General features: G+C 62.8%; 15 protein-coding genes. 12 read left to right on the top strand and 3 right to left on the bottom strand.

The window, feature by feature from the left end; translation table 11 throughout:
• Nucleotides 1–17: 17 nt before the first annotated feature.
• The 8 genes from NMAG_RS15710 to NMAG_RS15675 all read left to right on the top strand — a co-directional run bounded on the left by NMAG_RS15710 (nucleotide 18) and on the right by NMAG_RS15675 (nucleotide 8,751).
• On the top strand, nucleotides 18–308 hold the full coding sequence (locus NMAG_RS15710; RefSeq protein WP_004215983.1) for an NADH-quinone oxidoreductase subunit J: 291 nt from the start codon (nucleotides 18–20) through the stop codon (nucleotides 306–308).
• The gene (locus NMAG_RS15705) at nucleotides 305–793 is read left to right on the top strand and encodes a hypothetical protein (RefSeq protein ID WP_004215984.1); all 489 of its coding nucleotides are present in this window, start codon (nucleotides 305–307) and stop codon (nucleotides 791–793) included. The genes NMAG_RS15710 and NMAG_RS15705 overlap by 4 nt, the downstream gene beginning before the upstream one ends.
• The gene (nuoK, locus tag NMAG_RS15700; RefSeq protein ID WP_004215987.1) at nucleotides 790–1,095 is read left to right on the top strand and encodes an NADH-quinone oxidoreductase subunit NuoK; all 306 of its coding nucleotides are present in this window, start codon (nucleotides 790–792) and stop codon (nucleotides 1,093–1,095) included. Before NMAG_RS15705 ends, nuoK begins: the two co-directional genes overlap by 4 nt.
• 1 nt (nucleotide 1,096) lies before the next feature.
• Complete coding sequence (gene nuoL / locus NMAG_RS15695; protein WP_004215989.1) at nucleotides 1,097–3,133, top strand: NADH-quinone oxidoreductase subunit L; 2,037 nt, start codon at nucleotides 1,097–1,099, stop codon at nucleotides 3,131–3,133.
• Nucleotides 3,130–4,659 (top strand): complex I subunit 4 family protein, encoded by a 1,530-nt coding sequence (locus tag NMAG_RS15690; RefSeq protein WP_004215991.1) that lies wholly within the window; start codon nucleotides 3,130–3,132, stop codon nucleotides 4,657–4,659. The genes nuoL and NMAG_RS15690 overlap by 4 nt, the downstream gene beginning before the upstream one ends.
• Nucleotides 4,659–6,179, top strand: coding sequence for an NADH-quinone oxidoreductase subunit N (locus tag NMAG_RS15685; protein ID WP_004215992.1), 1,521 nt, complete (start codon nucleotides 4,659–4,661; stop codon nucleotides 6,177–6,179). The genes NMAG_RS15690 and NMAG_RS15685 overlap by 1 nt, the downstream gene beginning before the upstream one ends.
• Nucleotides 6,180–6,357: 178 nt before the next feature.
• Nucleotides 6,358–7,908 carry a DHH family phosphoesterase gene (locus tag NMAG_RS15680; RefSeq protein ID WP_004215993.1) on the top strand — a complete coding sequence of 517 codons (1,551 nt, stop codon included), beginning with the start codon at nucleotides 6,358–6,360 and terminating at the stop codon, nucleotides 7,906–7,908.
• 36 nt (nucleotides 7,909–7,944) lie between these two features.
• Nucleotides 7,945–8,751, top strand: coding sequence for a CBS domain-containing protein (locus NMAG_RS15675; protein ID WP_004215994.1), 807 nt, complete (start codon nucleotides 7,945–7,947; stop codon nucleotides 8,749–8,751).
• A 29-nt stretch (nucleotides 8,752–8,780) separates the two neighbouring features.
• Here NMAG_RS15675 and NMAG_RS15670 read toward each other — a convergent pair whose 3' ends face one another.
• Entirely contained in the window at nucleotides 8,781–9,845 is a 1,065-nt protein-coding gene (locus tag NMAG_RS15670) for a polyprenyl synthetase family protein (protein ID WP_004215995.1), read from the bottom strand.
• Between the two features lie 157 nt (nucleotides 9,846–10,002).
• On the opposite strand from NMAG_RS15670, the gene NMAG_RS15665 reads away from it, so the two are divergent.
• The 3 genes from NMAG_RS15665 to NMAG_RS15655 all read left to right on the top strand — a co-directional run bounded on the left by NMAG_RS15665 (nucleotide 10,003) and on the right by NMAG_RS15655 (nucleotide 13,635).
• Complete coding sequence (locus NMAG_RS15665; protein ID WP_004215996.1) at nucleotides 10,003–11,313, top strand: M28 family peptidase; 1,311 nt, start codon at nucleotides 10,003–10,005, stop codon at nucleotides 11,311–11,313.
• Nucleotides 11,314–11,397: 84 nt separating this feature from the next.
• Complete coding sequence (locus NMAG_RS15660; RefSeq protein ID WP_012996801.1) at nucleotides 11,398–12,675, top strand: outer membrane protein assembly factor BamB family protein; 1,278 nt, start codon at nucleotides 11,398–11,400, stop codon at nucleotides 12,673–12,675.
• 102 nt (nucleotides 12,676–12,777) lie between these two features.
• Nucleotides 12,778–13,635 carry an NAD(+)/NADH kinase gene (locus NMAG_RS15655; RefSeq protein ID WP_004215999.1) on the top strand — a complete coding sequence of 286 codons (858 nt, stop codon included), beginning with the start codon at nucleotides 12,778–12,780 and terminating at the stop codon, nucleotides 13,633–13,635.
• 441 nt (nucleotides 13,636–14,076) lie between these two features.
• On the opposite strand, the gene NMAG_RS15645 is transcribed toward NMAG_RS15655, so the two are convergent.
• Together NMAG_RS15645 and nth are read right to left on the bottom strand one after the other, a co-directional pair.
• A complete protein-coding gene (locus NMAG_RS15645) occupies nucleotides 14,077–14,346 on the bottom strand; it encodes a hypothetical protein (protein WP_004216001.1) in 270 nt (89 codons plus the stop codon).
• Between the two features lie 118 nt (nucleotides 14,347–14,464).
• Complete coding sequence (gene nth / locus NMAG_RS15640) at nucleotides 14,465–15,148, bottom strand: endonuclease III (protein ID WP_004216003.1); 684 nt, start codon at nucleotides 15,146–15,148, stop codon at nucleotides 14,465–14,467.
• Nucleotides 15,149–15,444: 296 nt separating this feature from the next.
• On the opposite strand from nth, the gene NMAG_RS15635 reads away from it, so the two are divergent.
• Nucleotides 15,445–16,152 carry a coiled-coil domain-containing protein gene (locus NMAG_RS15635; RefSeq protein ID WP_004216004.1) on the top strand — a complete coding sequence of 236 codons (708 nt, stop codon included), beginning with the start codon at nucleotides 15,445–15,447 and terminating at the stop codon, nucleotides 16,150–16,152.
• Nucleotides 16,153–16,247 lie beyond the last annotated feature (95 nt).

Here is a 16,247-nt window from a genome sequence, read left to right as displayed (position 1 = left end):
GGCAGTCTATTACAACAATGACATACGAGCTGATCGCGTTCACGCTGTTTGCGTTCATCACGCTCGCCAGCGGGCTGGGTGTGGTCCTCCTCGAGGACCCGTGGCACTCGGCGCTCATGCTTGGCGTCGCGCTGATGAGCATTGCGGTACACTTCGTGATGCAGGCGGCAGAGTTCGTCGCCATGATGCAGGTCCTCGTCTACGTCGGCGGGGTCCTCATCCTCATCACGTTCGCCGTGATGCTGACACAGCACAAGGGCGCAACAGACGAGACGGATTCGGAGACGGATGAGGTGGTACAGACATGACGACCAGACCGCGGCTTCGACTCGGCCGCACGCTGGTCCCGGGTGTGCTCGCAATCGCCCTGTTCGGGCTGATGGCGTTGATCGCCATCAACACAAGCTTTGGTGACGGGCAGGGCTTCCCCGAGGGAATTGCGATCACGTCCGAACTGGGGTATGCGATGTTCGACCTTGACCCGCTTCAGTCCGAAGCGGGATCGATCCCGAACACGGAAGCGTTCCTCGCTGCGTTCTTGCTGATCGCACTCGCGCTTGACGCCGCACTCGACGGTGCGATCGTCCTCGCAAAGCGTGAGGAAAACGGTGAGCCGATCGTGGCGCTCCCCCAGGACGGTCCCGGACCGGTTTCGGGCCCAGCCCAGGACGAGCAGACGGCCGCCACTGACGGCGGTGTGTCCGATACTGGCTCCGCAGCCGTCAGCACGGACGAGACCGACACCGAGACCGAGACAGCGACGGAGACAGAAACGGGAGGTGACGACCGATGACAGTCGGCGTCGAACACTACGTCCTCCTGTCGATGGCGCTGTTCGCCATCGGCCTGTTCGGAATCCTGACGCGTCGAAACGCACTGATGTTCCTGATGTCCGTCGAGCTCATGCTGAACGCGGCCAACATCAACCTGATCGCGTTCGCGTTCTACCACGGCAATCTCTCGGGACAGGTCTTTGCCCTGTTCACGATGGCCCTCGCGGCCGCCGAGGTCGCCGTCGGACTCGGGATCATCCTGCTGCTGTACCGCAACTTCCGTGACGTCGATGTCACGGTTCCAACGACGATGAGGTGGTAAGATGGAGGATGTGTTCAACTACGCGCCGGCGATCGCGTTGTTCCCACTCGTGGCGTTCGTCGTCGCCCTGACGTTCGGCAAGTACATGCCGAAGAAGGGCGCGCTCGCGGGCATCATCGCGACGGGGGGCTCGCTTGCGCTCTCCGTGCTGATGCTCGTGGCCGTCGCGAGCGGTGAAGTGTATCACGAGACGCTGTATCAGTGGGCGATCGGTGACGCCGCGAGCGAGATTGGTGCCGACGGGATCGAGTTCACCTTCGGTATCCTGATCGATCCGCTCGCCGCGCTGATGCTCGTCATCGTCTCGCTGATCGCGTTCCTGGTCCACATCTTCAGCCTCGGCTACATGAACGCCGAGGGCGAGACCGGGCTGCCGCGGTACTACGCCAGCCTCGGTCTCTTCACGTTCAGCATGCTCGCGTTCGTCTACGCGGACAACCTGCTGATGGCGTTTATGTTCTTCGAGCTCGTGGGCCTCTGTTCGTACCTGCTGATCGGTTTCTGGTTCCGCACGCGCTCGGCACCATCGGCCGCGAAGAAGGCGTTCCTCGTCACCCGCTTTGGTGACTACTTCTTCCTGCTCGGGGTCGTCGCCATCGCCGCGACGTTCGGCACGGTCGCCTTCGCCGGCGATAACTCGTTCGTCACGGCCGCTGAAACAGCAATCGACAACGGTGACACCCTGTTCGGCTTCGGTGCCGAAACCTGGGTGACGATCACCGCACTCCTGGTGCTTGGCGGTGTCATCGGGAAGTCCGCACAGTTCCCACTGCACACTTGGCTTCCCGACGCGATGGAGGGTCCGACCACCGTCTCCGCACTGATTCACGCGGCGACGATGGTCGCAGCGGGTGTCTATCTCGTCGCCCGGATGTTTGGCTACTACGCACTGTCGCCCACCGCGCTCGCGATCATCGCGTTCGTCGGTGGCTTCACCGCGCTCTTTGCCGCGACGATGGGCGTCGTCAAAGACGACATCAAGCAGGTGCTGGCGTACTCGACGATCAGCCAGTACGGCTACATGATGCTCGGCCTCGGTGTCGGCGGCTACGTCGCCGGGGTCTTCCACCTGATGAACCACGCCTTCTTCAAGGCGCTGCTGTTCCTCGGTGCCGGTGCCGTCATCGTCCTCATGCACCACGAACAGGACATGTGGAAGATGGGCGGCCTCAAGGACAAGGCACCCATCACCTACTACACGTTCCTCGCGGGCGCACTCGCACTCGCGGGCATTATCCCGTTCTCGGGCTTCTGGTCCAAGGACGAAATTCTGTACGATGCGCTCATTATCGGCATCGAAGAGCCGATCATCCTCGCAGCCTACGCGATGGCGCTCGTCGCCGTCTTCTTTACCGGCTTCTACACCTTCCGGATGGTCTTCCTGACCTTCCACGGTGAACCCCGCTCGGAAGCCGCGGAGGACCCACACGATATCGGCTGGTCGATGAAGGCCCCGTTGATCGTTCTCGGTGTCCTCGCACTTGTTGCCGGGATTGCGAACCTCGCACCCGTCGCAAAGCTCGCACAGATCGACATTGTGTTCTTAGAACACTGGCTCGACGGCGAGTACGGTGCCGTCGAGGGGCTGACCTACAGCGCCTACGGCGAGTTGCTCGCGTTCGAAACCGCCTACATTGGCGGTGAACAACTCACTGTCCTGATCGCTGCCGGCGTCTCCCTGCTGCTTGCGTTCTCCGGTGCCGGCCTCGCCTGGAAGCTCTACAACGTTCCAGAGCCAGTCGCACACAAAGAACGCCTGGGCAGCGCACGCCAGACACTCGAGTCGAACTACTATCAGGACGAGTACCAGGTCTGGCTCGCCGAAGGGTTCACCCAGCCGCTTGCGCGTGCTGCAGATCGGTTCGACCAGACGGTGATCGACGGCGTGGTCAACAGCGTCTCGACCGCCAGCCTGTTCAGCAGTAGCCGGCTGAAACGGATTCAGACGGGGCTCGTGACGAACTACGCAGCACTGCTGGTGGCCGGCTTCATCGGCTTACTGTTGGTTCTCGGCTACGTTGGAGGGTGGTTCCTATGATGATCGAAGCACTGATCGCAGTCGCACTGGTCGGCGCGTTCGTAACGTTCGTTGCGCCGAATCGCATCGCTGGGAAGCTGGCGTTCGCAATCAGCCTGATCCCCGCAGCGCTCTCGCTGTGGATGTTCTCGGCGTTCGACGGCAGTGGCAACGCGCTACTCGGCGGCGAACTCGCGTTCGCCTCGGAGTTCGAGTGGATCCAGTTCGGCGAGTACTCGATCTCGTGGCTCGTCGGTCTGGACGGCATCAGCATGCCGCTCGTCGTCCTGACGACGATCCTTTCGTCGCTCGCGATCGTGAGTTCGTGGACGCCGATCGACGAGCGTGAGTCTCAGTTCTACGGACTCGTACTCTTCATCGAGGCGAACCTGATCGGCGTCTTCGCCGCACTGGACTTCTTCGTCTGGTTCATCTTCTGGGAGGCTGTCCTCATCCCGATGTACCTACTGATCGGGATCTGGGGCGGTCCACGCCGGAAGTACGCGGCGATCAAGTTCTTCGTCTACACGAACGTCGCCTCGCTCGTGATGTTCGGTGCGTTCATCGCACTCGTCTTCGGGCTCGGTGACGTGACGACGTTCGCACTGCCGGACGTGACGGCCGCGATGCTCGACGGTGGCCCTGACGGGTTCCTCGGCATCGGCGGCACGACGCTCGCCTCGCTCGTGTTCGTCGCGATGTTCCTCGGGTTCGCGGTGAAGGTCCCGATCGTCCCGTTCCACACGTGGTTGCCGGACGCCCACGTCGAGGCACCGACGCCCGCGTCGGTGCTGCTGGCTGGCGTCCTGCTGAAGATGGGGACCTACGCACTGCTGCGATTCAACTTCACGATGTTCCCAGCCGAGATCATCGAGCCGTTCGTGATCCCGATCGCGGCCATCGCCGTGATCAGCGTCATCTACGGCGCGATGCTCGCGTTGGCCCAGACTGACCTGAAACGGATCGTCGCGTACTCCTCCGTTTCGTCGATGGGCTACGTGATTCTCGGTCTGATTGCCCTGACTCAGTTCGGTGTCGGTGGCGCGACCTTCCAGATGGTCAGCCACGGCCTGATCTCCGGACTGATGTTCATGGCAGTCGGCGTCATCTACAACGCCACCCACACCCGGATGGTCACGGACATGTCCGGGATGGCAGACCGCATGCCAGTCGCCGTCGGCATCCTCGTCGCCGGTGCCTTTGGCTACATGGGACTACCGCTGATGAGCGGCTTCTTCGGCGAGTTCACGATCTTCTTCGGCGCGTTCGGTGCCGAGGGACTCGCCTACTCGCAGGTGTTCACCGCCCTCGCGATGTTCGGTATCGTGATCGTCGCGGGCTACCTGCTCTTTGCGCTCCAGCGGACGGTCTTCGGGCCGTACCACCTGGAAACGGACTACGACGTCGACCGCGCCCCGCTGCACGACATCGCACCGATGTTCGTGCTGCTAGGACTCATCATCCTGCTCGGCGTCGCACCAGAGCTGATCTTCGAAATGATTACGGACGCAGTCGATCCGATCCTGGAGACCGGAGGTGAACTGTAATGGCACTGTTCGAACTGCCCGCCTGGACCGCACTCGCGCCGGCACTGGTGCTTGCCTTGACGGCGATGGTACTGTTCATCGTCGACAGCATCTCGCCGGACTCGCGTAACAGCGGGCTGCTCGCCGGGACGACGGCCGCCGGTTCGATCGTCTCGCTCGGTGTCGCCGTCTGGTACATCTTGGCCGGCGTCGGCACGCCGACGATCGACGGCGGTCGCGGTGTCATCGACGTGCTGGGCGACCAGTTCGTCGTCGACCAGCTCGCGCTGTTCTTCATGATCATCGTCGCCGTCGTCACGGCGCTCGTGGCAGTCGCGAGCTACGATTACATGGAGGACCACACCTACCAGGCCGAGTACTACTCGCTCGTCCTGCTCGCGGCGACCGGCATGTCGTTCATGGCCGCCGCCAACAGCCTGGTGACGATCTTCATCGCACTCGAGTTGGCGAGCCTGCCGTCCTACGCGCTGGTGTCGATCCTGAAGGATAACCGCGGCAGCGTCGAGGGAGGGCTGAAGTACTTCCTGATCGGTGCGCTGTCGTCGGCGATCTTCGTATACGGAATCTCGCTGGTGTACGGTGCGACGGGTCACCTACAGCTCACGAACATTGCAGAGGTCGTCGAGGCTGGAGACGCAGATCCGTACGGCGGACTGCTCGGCCTCGGTATCCTGATGCTCATCGGTGGCTTCGCGTTCAAGACGGCGAGCGTGCCGTTCCACTTCTGGGCACCAGAGGCCTACGAGGGTGCGCCGGCCCCGATCGCAGCGTTCCTGTCCTCGGCTTCGAAGGCCGCTGGCTTCGTGATCGCGTTCCGCGTCTTCACGGAGGCGTTCCCAGTCGCTGATACAGCGAGCGCAATCGGTGTCGACTGGACGCTCGCGTTCGTCATCCTCGCAATCGTCACGATGACGCTCGGGAACTTCGCCGCCGCGACGCAGAACAACGTCAAGCGGATGCTGGCGTACTCCTCGATCGGCCACGCAGGCTACGCGCTGATCGGTCTCGCCGGCATCTCCGCTGGCGGTGGCGAACTCGTCATGGGTGCGGCGATGATGCACCTGTTCGTCTACGGCTTCATGAACACCGGTGCGTTCCTGTTCGTCGCCCTGGCGGAGTACTGGGGCGTCGGCCGCACCTTCGAAGATTACAACGGGCTTGGCCGACGCGCTCCGGTCGCCTGTTTCGCGCTCGCGATATTCATGTTCAGTCTCGCGGGTATCCCGCCGCTCGGTGGCTTCTGGAGCAAGTACTTCCTGTTCACCGGCGCGCTCGAAGCCGGTCTGCTCGTCGTCGCCGCCGCACTGGTGATCAACAGCGCACTCTCGCTGTACTACTACACGCGGCTGGTCAAGGCAGTCTGGATCGAAGAGCCAGTCACCGAGCGCGACGCACTCGCACAGCCTGTGGGGCTGTACGCGGCAATCGTCGTCGCAGCCGTCATGACGCTCGCACTGCTGCCGCTGTTCGGCCCGGTTGCCGACACGGCCGTCGACGCGGCGACTGCGATGCTCGCCTGAGCTCGCGTCCGACCGGCGCGAACGGTATTCGTTCTGTTTGATTTGTTCTGAGCGGTCCTCTTCTCGTCTCACACCACCACTCCGAGTCCTATCGGTGAGCAATTCGCCAGCGATACCCCACTCATACCGCCGGCGAGACCCGGTAGTTTTTACCCCTCTGGGTTGCAAGCCGCGATACATGGTTTTCCGGCTCGTCCTCGGGTGCGGAACCGTCGGCCGCGCCGTCGCCGAGGGACTCACGGAGCGCGACGAAGAGGGCCGACTCCTCGTCATCACCGCCGACGAGAGCGTCGCCGAAACCCTTCGCGACGAGAGCATCCCCGCCCGCCGCGGCGATCCGACTGATCTCGGTACGCTCGACACCATCGACACGCCCGACATCGTCTTCGTCGGCAGCGACCGAACCGACGTCAACCGACAGGCACTCGAGATGGCTGCCGCTGCGTTCCCCGATGCATCGATCACGGCCTACATGGGCGGCAACCCGACGATGGCAGACAGGAATCGCTTTACCGACCTCGCAGACCACACTGTCGATGCGGCAAGTGCGTTCGCCGAACACGTACTCGAGGAGACCGCGACGGCGACGGCCTCGCGAGCGATCGGCCTCTATCAGCAGTTGCTGACGATTGAGGGGCCGCTTGCAGTCGTGATGCACGACAACCCGGACCCGGACGCAATCGCGAGTGCCGTTGCGCTGACGGATATCGCCGAGTCGGTCGGCGTTGCAGCCGACGCCTGCTACTTCGGCGATATTTCCCACCAGGAGAATCGGGCGATGGTCAACCTGCTCGATCTCTCACTGCGGAATCTCTCACCCGGCGAAAGTCTCGATGCCTACGGATCGATTGCGCTGGTTGATCACTCACGACCCGGTGTCAACGACCAACTGTCGGAGGATCGCCACGTCGATATCGTCATCGATCACCACCCACCACGCGGACCCGTGCCGAGCGATTTCGTCGAGTTGCGCGAGCAAGCCGGCGCGACGAGCACCATCCTGACAGAGTACATCGACCGGTTCAACCTCTCGTTCGAGTCGTCGACGGCGACCGCACTCCTCTATGGTATCCGAATCGACACGAACGATTTCACGCGCGAGGTGTCGCCTGCGGATTTCGAAGCGGCGTCGACGCTGTACCCGCACGTTGACACCACCGTCTTGCGTCAGATCGAACAGCCGACTGTCGAAGGCGAGACACTCGAGACGATCGCCCGCGCGATCAAGAATCGCGTCCAGCACGATTCGGTCGCGGTCGCAAGCGTTGGTCGGATCGGGAACCGAGATGCGCTGCCGCAGGCGGCGGATCAACTCCTCGCGATGGAGGGGATCGACACGACGCTCGTCTTCGGGTTCAGAGACGAGATGGCGTTTCTCTCCGCGCGGTCGCGGTCGAACGACGTAGATCTCGGCGAGACCTTGCGGGACGGTTTCGACCAGATCGGGAGTGCGGGCGGCCACGCCGATATGGCCGGCGCGCAACTCGAGGTCGGGATTCTCGGCAGACTCGACGACGAAGACGAGGTCGAATCAATCGTTGGCGTCGCCGAGGACGTGATCACGGATCGGTTCTTCGAGGCGATTCGGACGCGACCGGGTGTTCCGGTCGGTACCTATAGCCGAACGAGTCGGTGGTTGTTCGCAGAGGAAGACGAGTGGGAAGCCATCGCCGCGGATCGAGAGGCATACGCGACTGGGTCTGAGAACAGAGCCGACGATCACCAGTAACAGTACTTTTGCGGACGGGCGCGGTACGTTCTGTGTATGGAACTCGCGTCGGAACGGACCAAACCCCAGGTCAAAGAGTATATGACCCGCGACGTGGTGACTGTCTCGCCGGATTCGACCGTCGGCGCGGTTGCCGAGCGAATCGCAGAAAGCGAAGAACACAGCGGTTTTCCGGTCTGTGACCGCCGCCGAGTGGAGGGATTCATCAGCGCTCGCGATCTGCTACTGGCTGGCGACGACGACCCCATATTCAAAGTGATGACCACCGATCTGCTGGTCGCACACCCGGAAATGAAGGTGAACGACGCTGCCCGCGTTATCCTCCGCTCCGGGATTCAGAAACTCCCCGTCGTCGACGACGCGGGCAACCTCGTCGGCATTATCTCGAACGCCGACGTAATCCGCAGCCAGATCGAACGTGCAACGCCCGAAAAGGTCGGCAAACTGGTCCGCACGCTCGAGCAGATCCACAGCGTAAGTCTGGAACAAGAACGTCGCACCGTCGCGATCGATCAACTGACACCGACGCAAGGGCGCGTCTACGCGGACGAACTCGAGGGCCGCAAGTACGAACTCGAGCGCGGGCTGGCAGAGCCGCTGGTCGTCATCGACAACGACGGCACGCTGTTACTAGCGGACGGTCACCACCGCGTGCTCGCGGCCGACCGTCTGGGGATCGACGCGATGGACGCCTACGTGATCGTCGTCGAGAACGAGATCGCACTCGGCATGGCAGAGACCGCTGCGAAGGAGGGACTCGAGTCACTCGAGGATATCGACGTGGTCGACTACGCGCGCCATCCGCTGGTGCAGACGACGAAGCGGTTGCAGTCCGGGGAGTAAGAGAACGGAGACTCGTCGGTGACTCTCACTTATTCGTCTCGGTCAACCACAAACTCTGTAAACGTGTGTAGCTGTTCGGTCGTCTCCGCGTTCAACTCGAGTCCAGCGATTTCTGCGCGGGCTTCGGCGGCGAGGTCGAGTGCCCGTTCACGGGCGTACTCGATGCTGCCAGCTTCCTCGAGAATCGAGAGTGCCTCGAGGACTTCCTCGTCGGTGTTCGTCTCGGCTTCCAGAATTTCCTGGAGTCGCGCCGCCTTCGCGGGTTCGCTCTCCTCGATTGCGTGGATGACGAGCAGGGTCTTTTTCCCCTCGCGAACGTCGTTGCCGAACTCCTTGCCGAACTCGCCGGCGCGGCCGAGAGAGTTCTCGACGTCTAAGATGTCGTCGCCGATCTGGAAGGCAACCGCGGTGAGTTCGGCGTAGGTCGCGACGGCCTCCTCGACGTGTGCGGGCTGGTCGGTGATGATCGCCGCGAGGCGGGCGACGATGCGGCCGAGACAGCCGGTTTTGCAGGCACACATCTCGAGATACTGCGCCGGGGTGATGCGGACTTCACGTTCGTTGTGCCAGCAGATGTCCATCCCCTGACCGAGGTGAGTCCGGTTGAGTTCGTCCATCAGCATCTCGTAGGCTGCCAACTGCTGCTCGGCCGGCAGGTCGCCGGGGTTCTCCCGCAGAAGCTTCAGCGGCAGGAAGTAGAGTGCGTTGCCGGCGTTCAGCGCGACGTCGCGCCCGTAGATGTGGTGCAGGGCCGGTTCCCCGCGGCGCTTTGCCGCCTGATCCTCGACGTCGTCGACGATGATGGTCCCGTTGTGCAAAATCTCGGGGATACAGGCGTAAGGCATGTACTCGGTCGGGTCTTCACCGAAGCCCTCGATGAAGACCAGAAAGAGCACTGCACGCCATCGTTTCCCACCTCGGTCGAGCAAGTCCCAGAGCGGATCCGACAGTGCCCGCTGGATGCCGTCTGGATCGTACTCGTACGTTGGCTCGCCGAAGAACGACTCGAGGTAGTCGGTGTCGATCTCCCGCGGCACGAGGTCGGCAATCGCCTCGTCTACGGCCGGCCGCCACTCGGCAAGCGTCTCCCGCATACACGCCCCGAGTGCGAGCGGGGTAAAAAAGATTCTCAGTTCGCACTGAACGTCCGGTTTTCGGGTTAGATAGTCGACAGTAGCGCACCAAGTTCCGGCACAGTCATCGCCGAACGGTACAGTTACACGCCCCCAGTGAGACCCCTGTCCCATACCCATGACCACCTGGATCAGTGATGTGTTCACCAGCGACGTTGGCTGGACACACCTCGAAAATCTGGTCGACATCGGCAATCGAATGGCTGGCAGCGACGGCGAACGCGAGGCCGCCGAACTGACCCGCGACGCCCTTGCCGAGGCCGGCGCACGAAACGCCCGCCTCGAGTCGTTCGACATTCAGGGCTGGACCCGCGGCGACAGTGCGGTCGTCGCGCCAGACGAGGAACTCGAGTGCATCGCGCTCCCACGAAGTCCGAGCGACGAGGCGACGGGCGAACTCGTCGACCTCGGCTACGGCCTGCCAGAGGACTTCGAGGACGCCGACCTCGAAGGGAAAATCGCGATGGTCCGCAGCGACATTCCGGAGTATTACGAGCGCTACATCCACCGCCGGGAGAAGTACTATCACGCGGTCGATCAGGGTGCCGTCGGCTTCGTCTACCGCAATCACGTCGAGGGCTGTCTCCCGCCGACCGGCAGCGTCGGCACCAAGGACGACCCGATCGGCGACATTCCAGCGGTCGGCGTCTCGAGTGAGGTCGGCGCGCGGCTGGCTCGACGCTACGACGGCGAGGAGATTGCTGTCTCCGTCGAGGCGGACATTGACGACGCAACGAGCCAGAATATTCACGCCGAACTCGGCCCCGAGACGGACGAGCGCGTGCTCGTGACGAGCCACGTCGACGCCCACGACATCGCAGAGGGTGCCCTCGACAACGGCGCTGGCACCGCAATGGTCGTCGAACTCGCGAACGCACTTGCCGCGCGCGAGGACGAACTCGAGACGCGCGTCGAGTTCGTCGCCTACGGTGCGGAGGAGGTCGGACTGGTCGGCTCCGGCTACCACGCCGAGCAGGCGGACCACGGTTCTATCAAGGCGATCGTCAACAACGACGGCGTCGTCCGCGGGCGCACGCTCTCGCTGACGACCCACGGCTTCCCCGAACTCGAGGCCGCCGCAGAGGAGGTCGCAGAGCGCCACGGCCACCCGATCGAGACGGTGCCACAGCTCGGCCCGCACAGCGACCACTGGCCGTTCGTCCAGTGGGGGGTGCCGGGCTACCACGTGATGTCGACCTCGGACGAGGTTGGCCGCGGCTGGGGACACACCTTCGCCGACACGCTGGAGAAAATAGAGAAGCGCACGCTGCGCGAGCAGGCAATCCTCCTCACGGAGCTGACCGTCGACCTCGCACGCGAGGAGCAGACGATCGAGCACCGCGAGCCAGCGGAAATCGCCGCCGATCTCGAGGACCAGAACCTCGCTGAGGGAAGCAAGATCACGGGCGACTGGCCGTACGATAACTAGTCGATTCTGGCAGTACGAGAACAGCGGTTCAGTTCGCCCAATTTGCATGGGAATTTATGGTGTAAAGGTCAGTACTGTAACCTGATGTCCCCCGAACGGTCCCCCTCCACGAGCCGTCGTTTTGTTCTGCAGACGGTTGCCACGACTGGATTGCTCGGTATCGCCGGCTGTCAAGTGAGAAGCGAACCCGCTCACTGGACGGAACTCGACCTCCGAGGAGACACCACGTACACCGACGACCCCAACTGGCGAATGCTCGGCCACGACACTGGAAACACGTTCCACAATCCCCACGCGGACGGTCCCTCTGACGATCCGAGCGTCCAGTGGACGCTCGAGGATAGCACTGACGGAGAGACCAGTGGCCACCCTCGCCGCCATCCGCTGATCGTCGATGGGACGGTGTACACTACTATCGGACGAGCGGAAACGAGCGATACCAGTGAGAACGAACATCGAACGTTCGTCGCTATCGATCCCGATACCGGCGAATTTGAGCCGATTTTCGAGGCGGAGCACCGTATCTGGCGTCCGACGATCGTCGACGATACCGTTTACGCCGCCGTCGAAACGTCCGTTCGAGCGTACGACCTCGCCGACGGAACCGAACGCTGGCGGAGTGACAAACTGAGCAGTGGGCTCTCCTCGGTTCGGCGAGTCGGGGACGCGATCGTCGTCCTCTCCGATACGGAACTGTACGACTACTCGGATGGGGATTTCGAGCCCCTCCCGCAGCTGTACGTCCTCGACGCCGAGTCAGGGGACGTACGCTGGGACAGCGCTGGCGCGAGCGGCGGGAATGAGCCACGCCTACCACTCATCACCGATAGTGGCGTCCTGTATCCGAACGCTGCGTCCCTCAGAGATCTTCGCTCGAGCGAACCGAGCGCAGAACTGTCGACACCAGTCAACTATCCCGTCCTTCGGGACGGCGAGTACTATGGCTCCGACAACGGCGGCCTCGTCTCGTACGACTGGGAAACGATGGAGAACCGTTGGGAGTGCCGTCCAGACGACCGTTCAATTGGGGGTGGATGGGCCAACGTCGTCGACTCCGTCGTCGTCATCGACGATTTCCGCGGCCCTGGTTTCGTCGGGCTGGACCGGGACACGGGTGAGCGTCTCTGGGCCACCAAGATCTGGGACGACAGTTTCGGCGCGATCTTCTGGGCGAGCGACGAGGATACTGTCTACACCGCCCACGACGGTGGGATGACGGCCGCTCTCGATGTAACCGACGGATCCGTCAAGTGGCGTCTCAACACCGACGAAATGGAATGGGGACTCGGGAGTGGCTGCGCGCTGGCCGACGATCTGTGGCTTACCGTCGGGCGCGACGGGACGCTGTTTGCCATCTCGTGATCGTCGGAAGCGTCGTGGCGGTCGCGGGCGACTGATCGGGGCGGACTCCCAACCAACCCTTCGGACCTTACGCTTTTGCACCCGCCGCGCGAACGAGATGTCATGAGCGACCGGGACGACGGCGTCCAACCCGACCACGACGAGCCAGTTGTCGGCGTCGTCGATCCGACCGACTCGATTTCGACGCCAACAGTGGACGGTGACGCCCGCGAGGTAGCCGACACTGGTGTCGATGGCAGTGCACTCGAGTCCACCCTGTTCACGCACGACGCCACACTAGCAGTCGACACCGAGGCCGCCCCCGTTCTGAACGTCAATCCGGCGGTCGTCGTTGCAGTCGGCGAATCGGCCCTCGCGGAGGCCGCACGCGAGAGCGTCACGGGCGATGAGCAGCCGCCTATTTTGCCGGTCGGCTCGATACCCGGCCTCAGCACCGTCGCCGAGGAATCCCTTCCTGACGCGCTTGCAACTGTCCTCGCAGGGGAGGCAGAGATTACGCGCTGTGAGCGGCCGGTACTCGAGTGCACCGCCACACTGGTCGACGGCACCGAGACGACTGTCCGTGCTCTGTTCGACCTCACGCTCGCTGCCGCCGAACCCGCCGCAATCTCCGAGTTTTCGGTCCGAAGTCGGGAGGAGTCGGTTGGCTCCGTCCGCGCGGACGGGATCGTTGTCGCGACAGCACTCGGGACGCACGGCTACGCGAGTGCACTCGAGTCGCCACGGCTCTCGCCCGCGGTCGATGCTGTGTCCGTGGTTCCGATCAGTCCGTTTTCGACGAATGCTCGGCAGTGGGTTCTCCCGCCGGACGAGGCCGTGTTGACGGTCGACCGGGAGGAGCAGTCGGTGGCGCTGATCGCCGACGACCGGTCGGTGGGTCACGTTGCGATCGAGACTCCACTCACGGTGTCGGTGGTGGGGACAGTGCCGATTCTGTGCGTACCAGCGGCCGCTGCCTGAGCCCACTATGTGAACGTGAACTGGGTTACTGGACCGGGACAGCGGTGTCGCGATCTGTGCAAAAGTGGAGCGAAGAGACAGCGCGGGTACTCGAGTCCGTCGCACAGATCGGGAACTGTGGAGTGAACAGAGACAGAAACAGGTCGAGGACGAGAACACGAGGGTGCGCCAGACTGAAAACCGCAGAACGAACCAAAACGTGTACGATCCGCCGGGAATCGCGCTGGCCCAGCACTGTGATCGTCGAATCCGATCTCGGTCGGTCGATCGGTCGGCCCGGGAGCACGGAACGCGAGGTCGCCCGCCCGCTGCACTCGCCCGAATGCAGCCTGGTCGCGTTCCGTGCGTGAGCGATCTACACTACAGTTGTCGTGAGTACCCGATAGTTGCTGTGACTGCTACCGACAGTTGGCGCGACTGGCACGTGACGGCGACAACTGTCTAGCTGTTGTGCGGCTCTTCGTCCCGGTGATTATTGGGATTCGTGTTCCCCAGCGCCTCCGCCTCACGCTCCTCGGATTTGTGCTCGATATCCTGTCGACGCTCTTCCTCGTCGCGACGCTCTCGAGCCTCCTTTTCCTCCTCGGTGAGTTCCTCTTCCGCTGCGTCTGCGTCGTCGTCGGTGTCTTCGTGTTTCAGTTCGACGTCACGCCCGTGCTCGTCTTTCCCGGTCCTGTCGGTCTGGCCGGTTTCGTCTGGGTCATCAACCATAGTGATCGCATCGGAAGCTAGCACGCCTCACTGAAAAGGTGTTTGGCTTGCGTGGGTCGTGTTGGATCCAGATCAGCCGTGTAGAGGCCAGCGAAGCCGCGTCGCCGCCACTTGGATCCTACCAGTGCTCGCCCGACGCCAGATCAATCTCACTGTCACCCTTCTCGGAGGGGCAGATATCCGCGAGCACGCAGTCACTGCAGTCCGGGTTTCGGGCCGTACAGGTCGCTCGCCCGTGGTCGATACAGAGGTGAGTGAACTGCTGCCAGTAGCCCTCGGGGACGAGGTCCATCAGTTCCTGTTCGATCGGTTCGGGGTACTCCTCCTCTGTCAGTCCGAGGCGACGCGAGAGCCGCTGGACGTGCGTGTCCACGACGATACCCTCGACCACGTCGTGGCCGTGCTGGAGCACCACGTTCGCCGTCTTGCGGCCGACGCCCGACAGTTCGGTGAGTTCACTCATGGTGTCGGGCACCTCGCCGTCGTGCTCCTCGAGGATCATCTCACAGGAGTCCTTGATGTATCCGGCCTTGCTGTTGTAGTAAGTGATCGAACTCAGATCCTCGGCGAGCTCCTCCTCGGGCACGTTGGCGTAGTCTTCCGGTCCGTCGTACTTCTCGAAGAGGTGCTTCGTTTCCGTGTTCACCCGCTCGTCGGTACACTGCGCCGAGAGGATCACGGCGATCAGTAACTCGAGTCGGTTCGAATATCGAAGCGAGATCGTCGAGTCGGGGTAGGCCTCCTCGAGTCGGTCGACGAGTTCTTCGGCCTGTTCCGTGCGGCTCTCGAGCGGGGTTCCCATGCAGCGTTCGTTGCGAGAGCGACCATTTGAGGTGTTCGGTTCGCGTCGAGTCTGTCGCTCGCTCTGTGGTACCATCTTGGCCGCCAGTCCGATAGCGAGTCCATAGAACCGTTGTCGCGCGTCCAACTGACACGGGGTATTAATATCTCACGTAGGAGGGTTGGTCACTGACCACGAAGCGTCATCGGTCGCAGTCACGCTCACGGCAGCCAACGTACCGATCGGGAAGGCAGTTGGCGTGGAACCCCTGGCTGCTGCCCGCCGGTCCGATCACCCACCCGCAGACGGAGATACCGATGCCATCACAGAATGAGACACCCGCGTCGAAGAGTCCGCCGAACTCGTCCGAAACTGACGTTCTCGAGACGTTACTGACCGAACTCCGAGACGACCAGCACTCCACCGACACCCCGTTCGAACTCGACAGCCTGCACGCCGATCTCGACGCTATCAGAACCGACATCGAGCACTTGCAATCCGATATCGAGGATCTAAACGCGGCCGACGACGTTCTGCGGCAACGAATCAATGGGACGCTCCAACCACACCTCGATTCGGTCGCTGATCGGCTCGAAACCCTCGATACGCAACTGGAGCACCACCGAGCCGAAACAGCCACCCAACAGGCCGAACTCGAGGCCACTCGTGACGACCTCGAACAGTCCCTCGACGGCTTCGAATCCACTGCCCAGACACACGACGAACGGCTTGGCGAACTCGAGTCCACCGCCGAGGCGCGCGACGAACGGCTCACCGACCTCGAGACGCGACTCGACACGCTCGAAACCGCACTCGAGTCCGAGACAGATGCGCTGGCGACGCGCCTCGACGAAACCGAGGTGCGACTCAAACGCGAGCTCCTTCTGGTCCGCTCGACGGTCTCCGGAGAGGTCGAACGCATCGACGAGGACATCGAAACGGTCGAGTTGCGACTGGGTGAACTCGAGGGAGAGAGTGTGGCTGCAAAGGAGTGGCGCGAGTCACTACAGGATGCGATACAGTAGCTGGCGGGCACCGTCGAGCGGGCTTGTCCTGGAGCCCGGTCGATAACACCTGCTAGCAGCCGCTACGACGCGCCGGGGGCGACTGATACTCGCCA

The sequence above is a fragment of the Natrialba magadii ATCC 43099 genome (genome assembly GCF_000025625.1).
Lineage (GTDB): Archaea > Halobacteriota > Halobacteria > Halobacteriales > Natrialbaceae > Natrialba > Natrialba magadii.
This window is presented reverse-complemented; position numbering and strand designations above follow the sequence as displayed.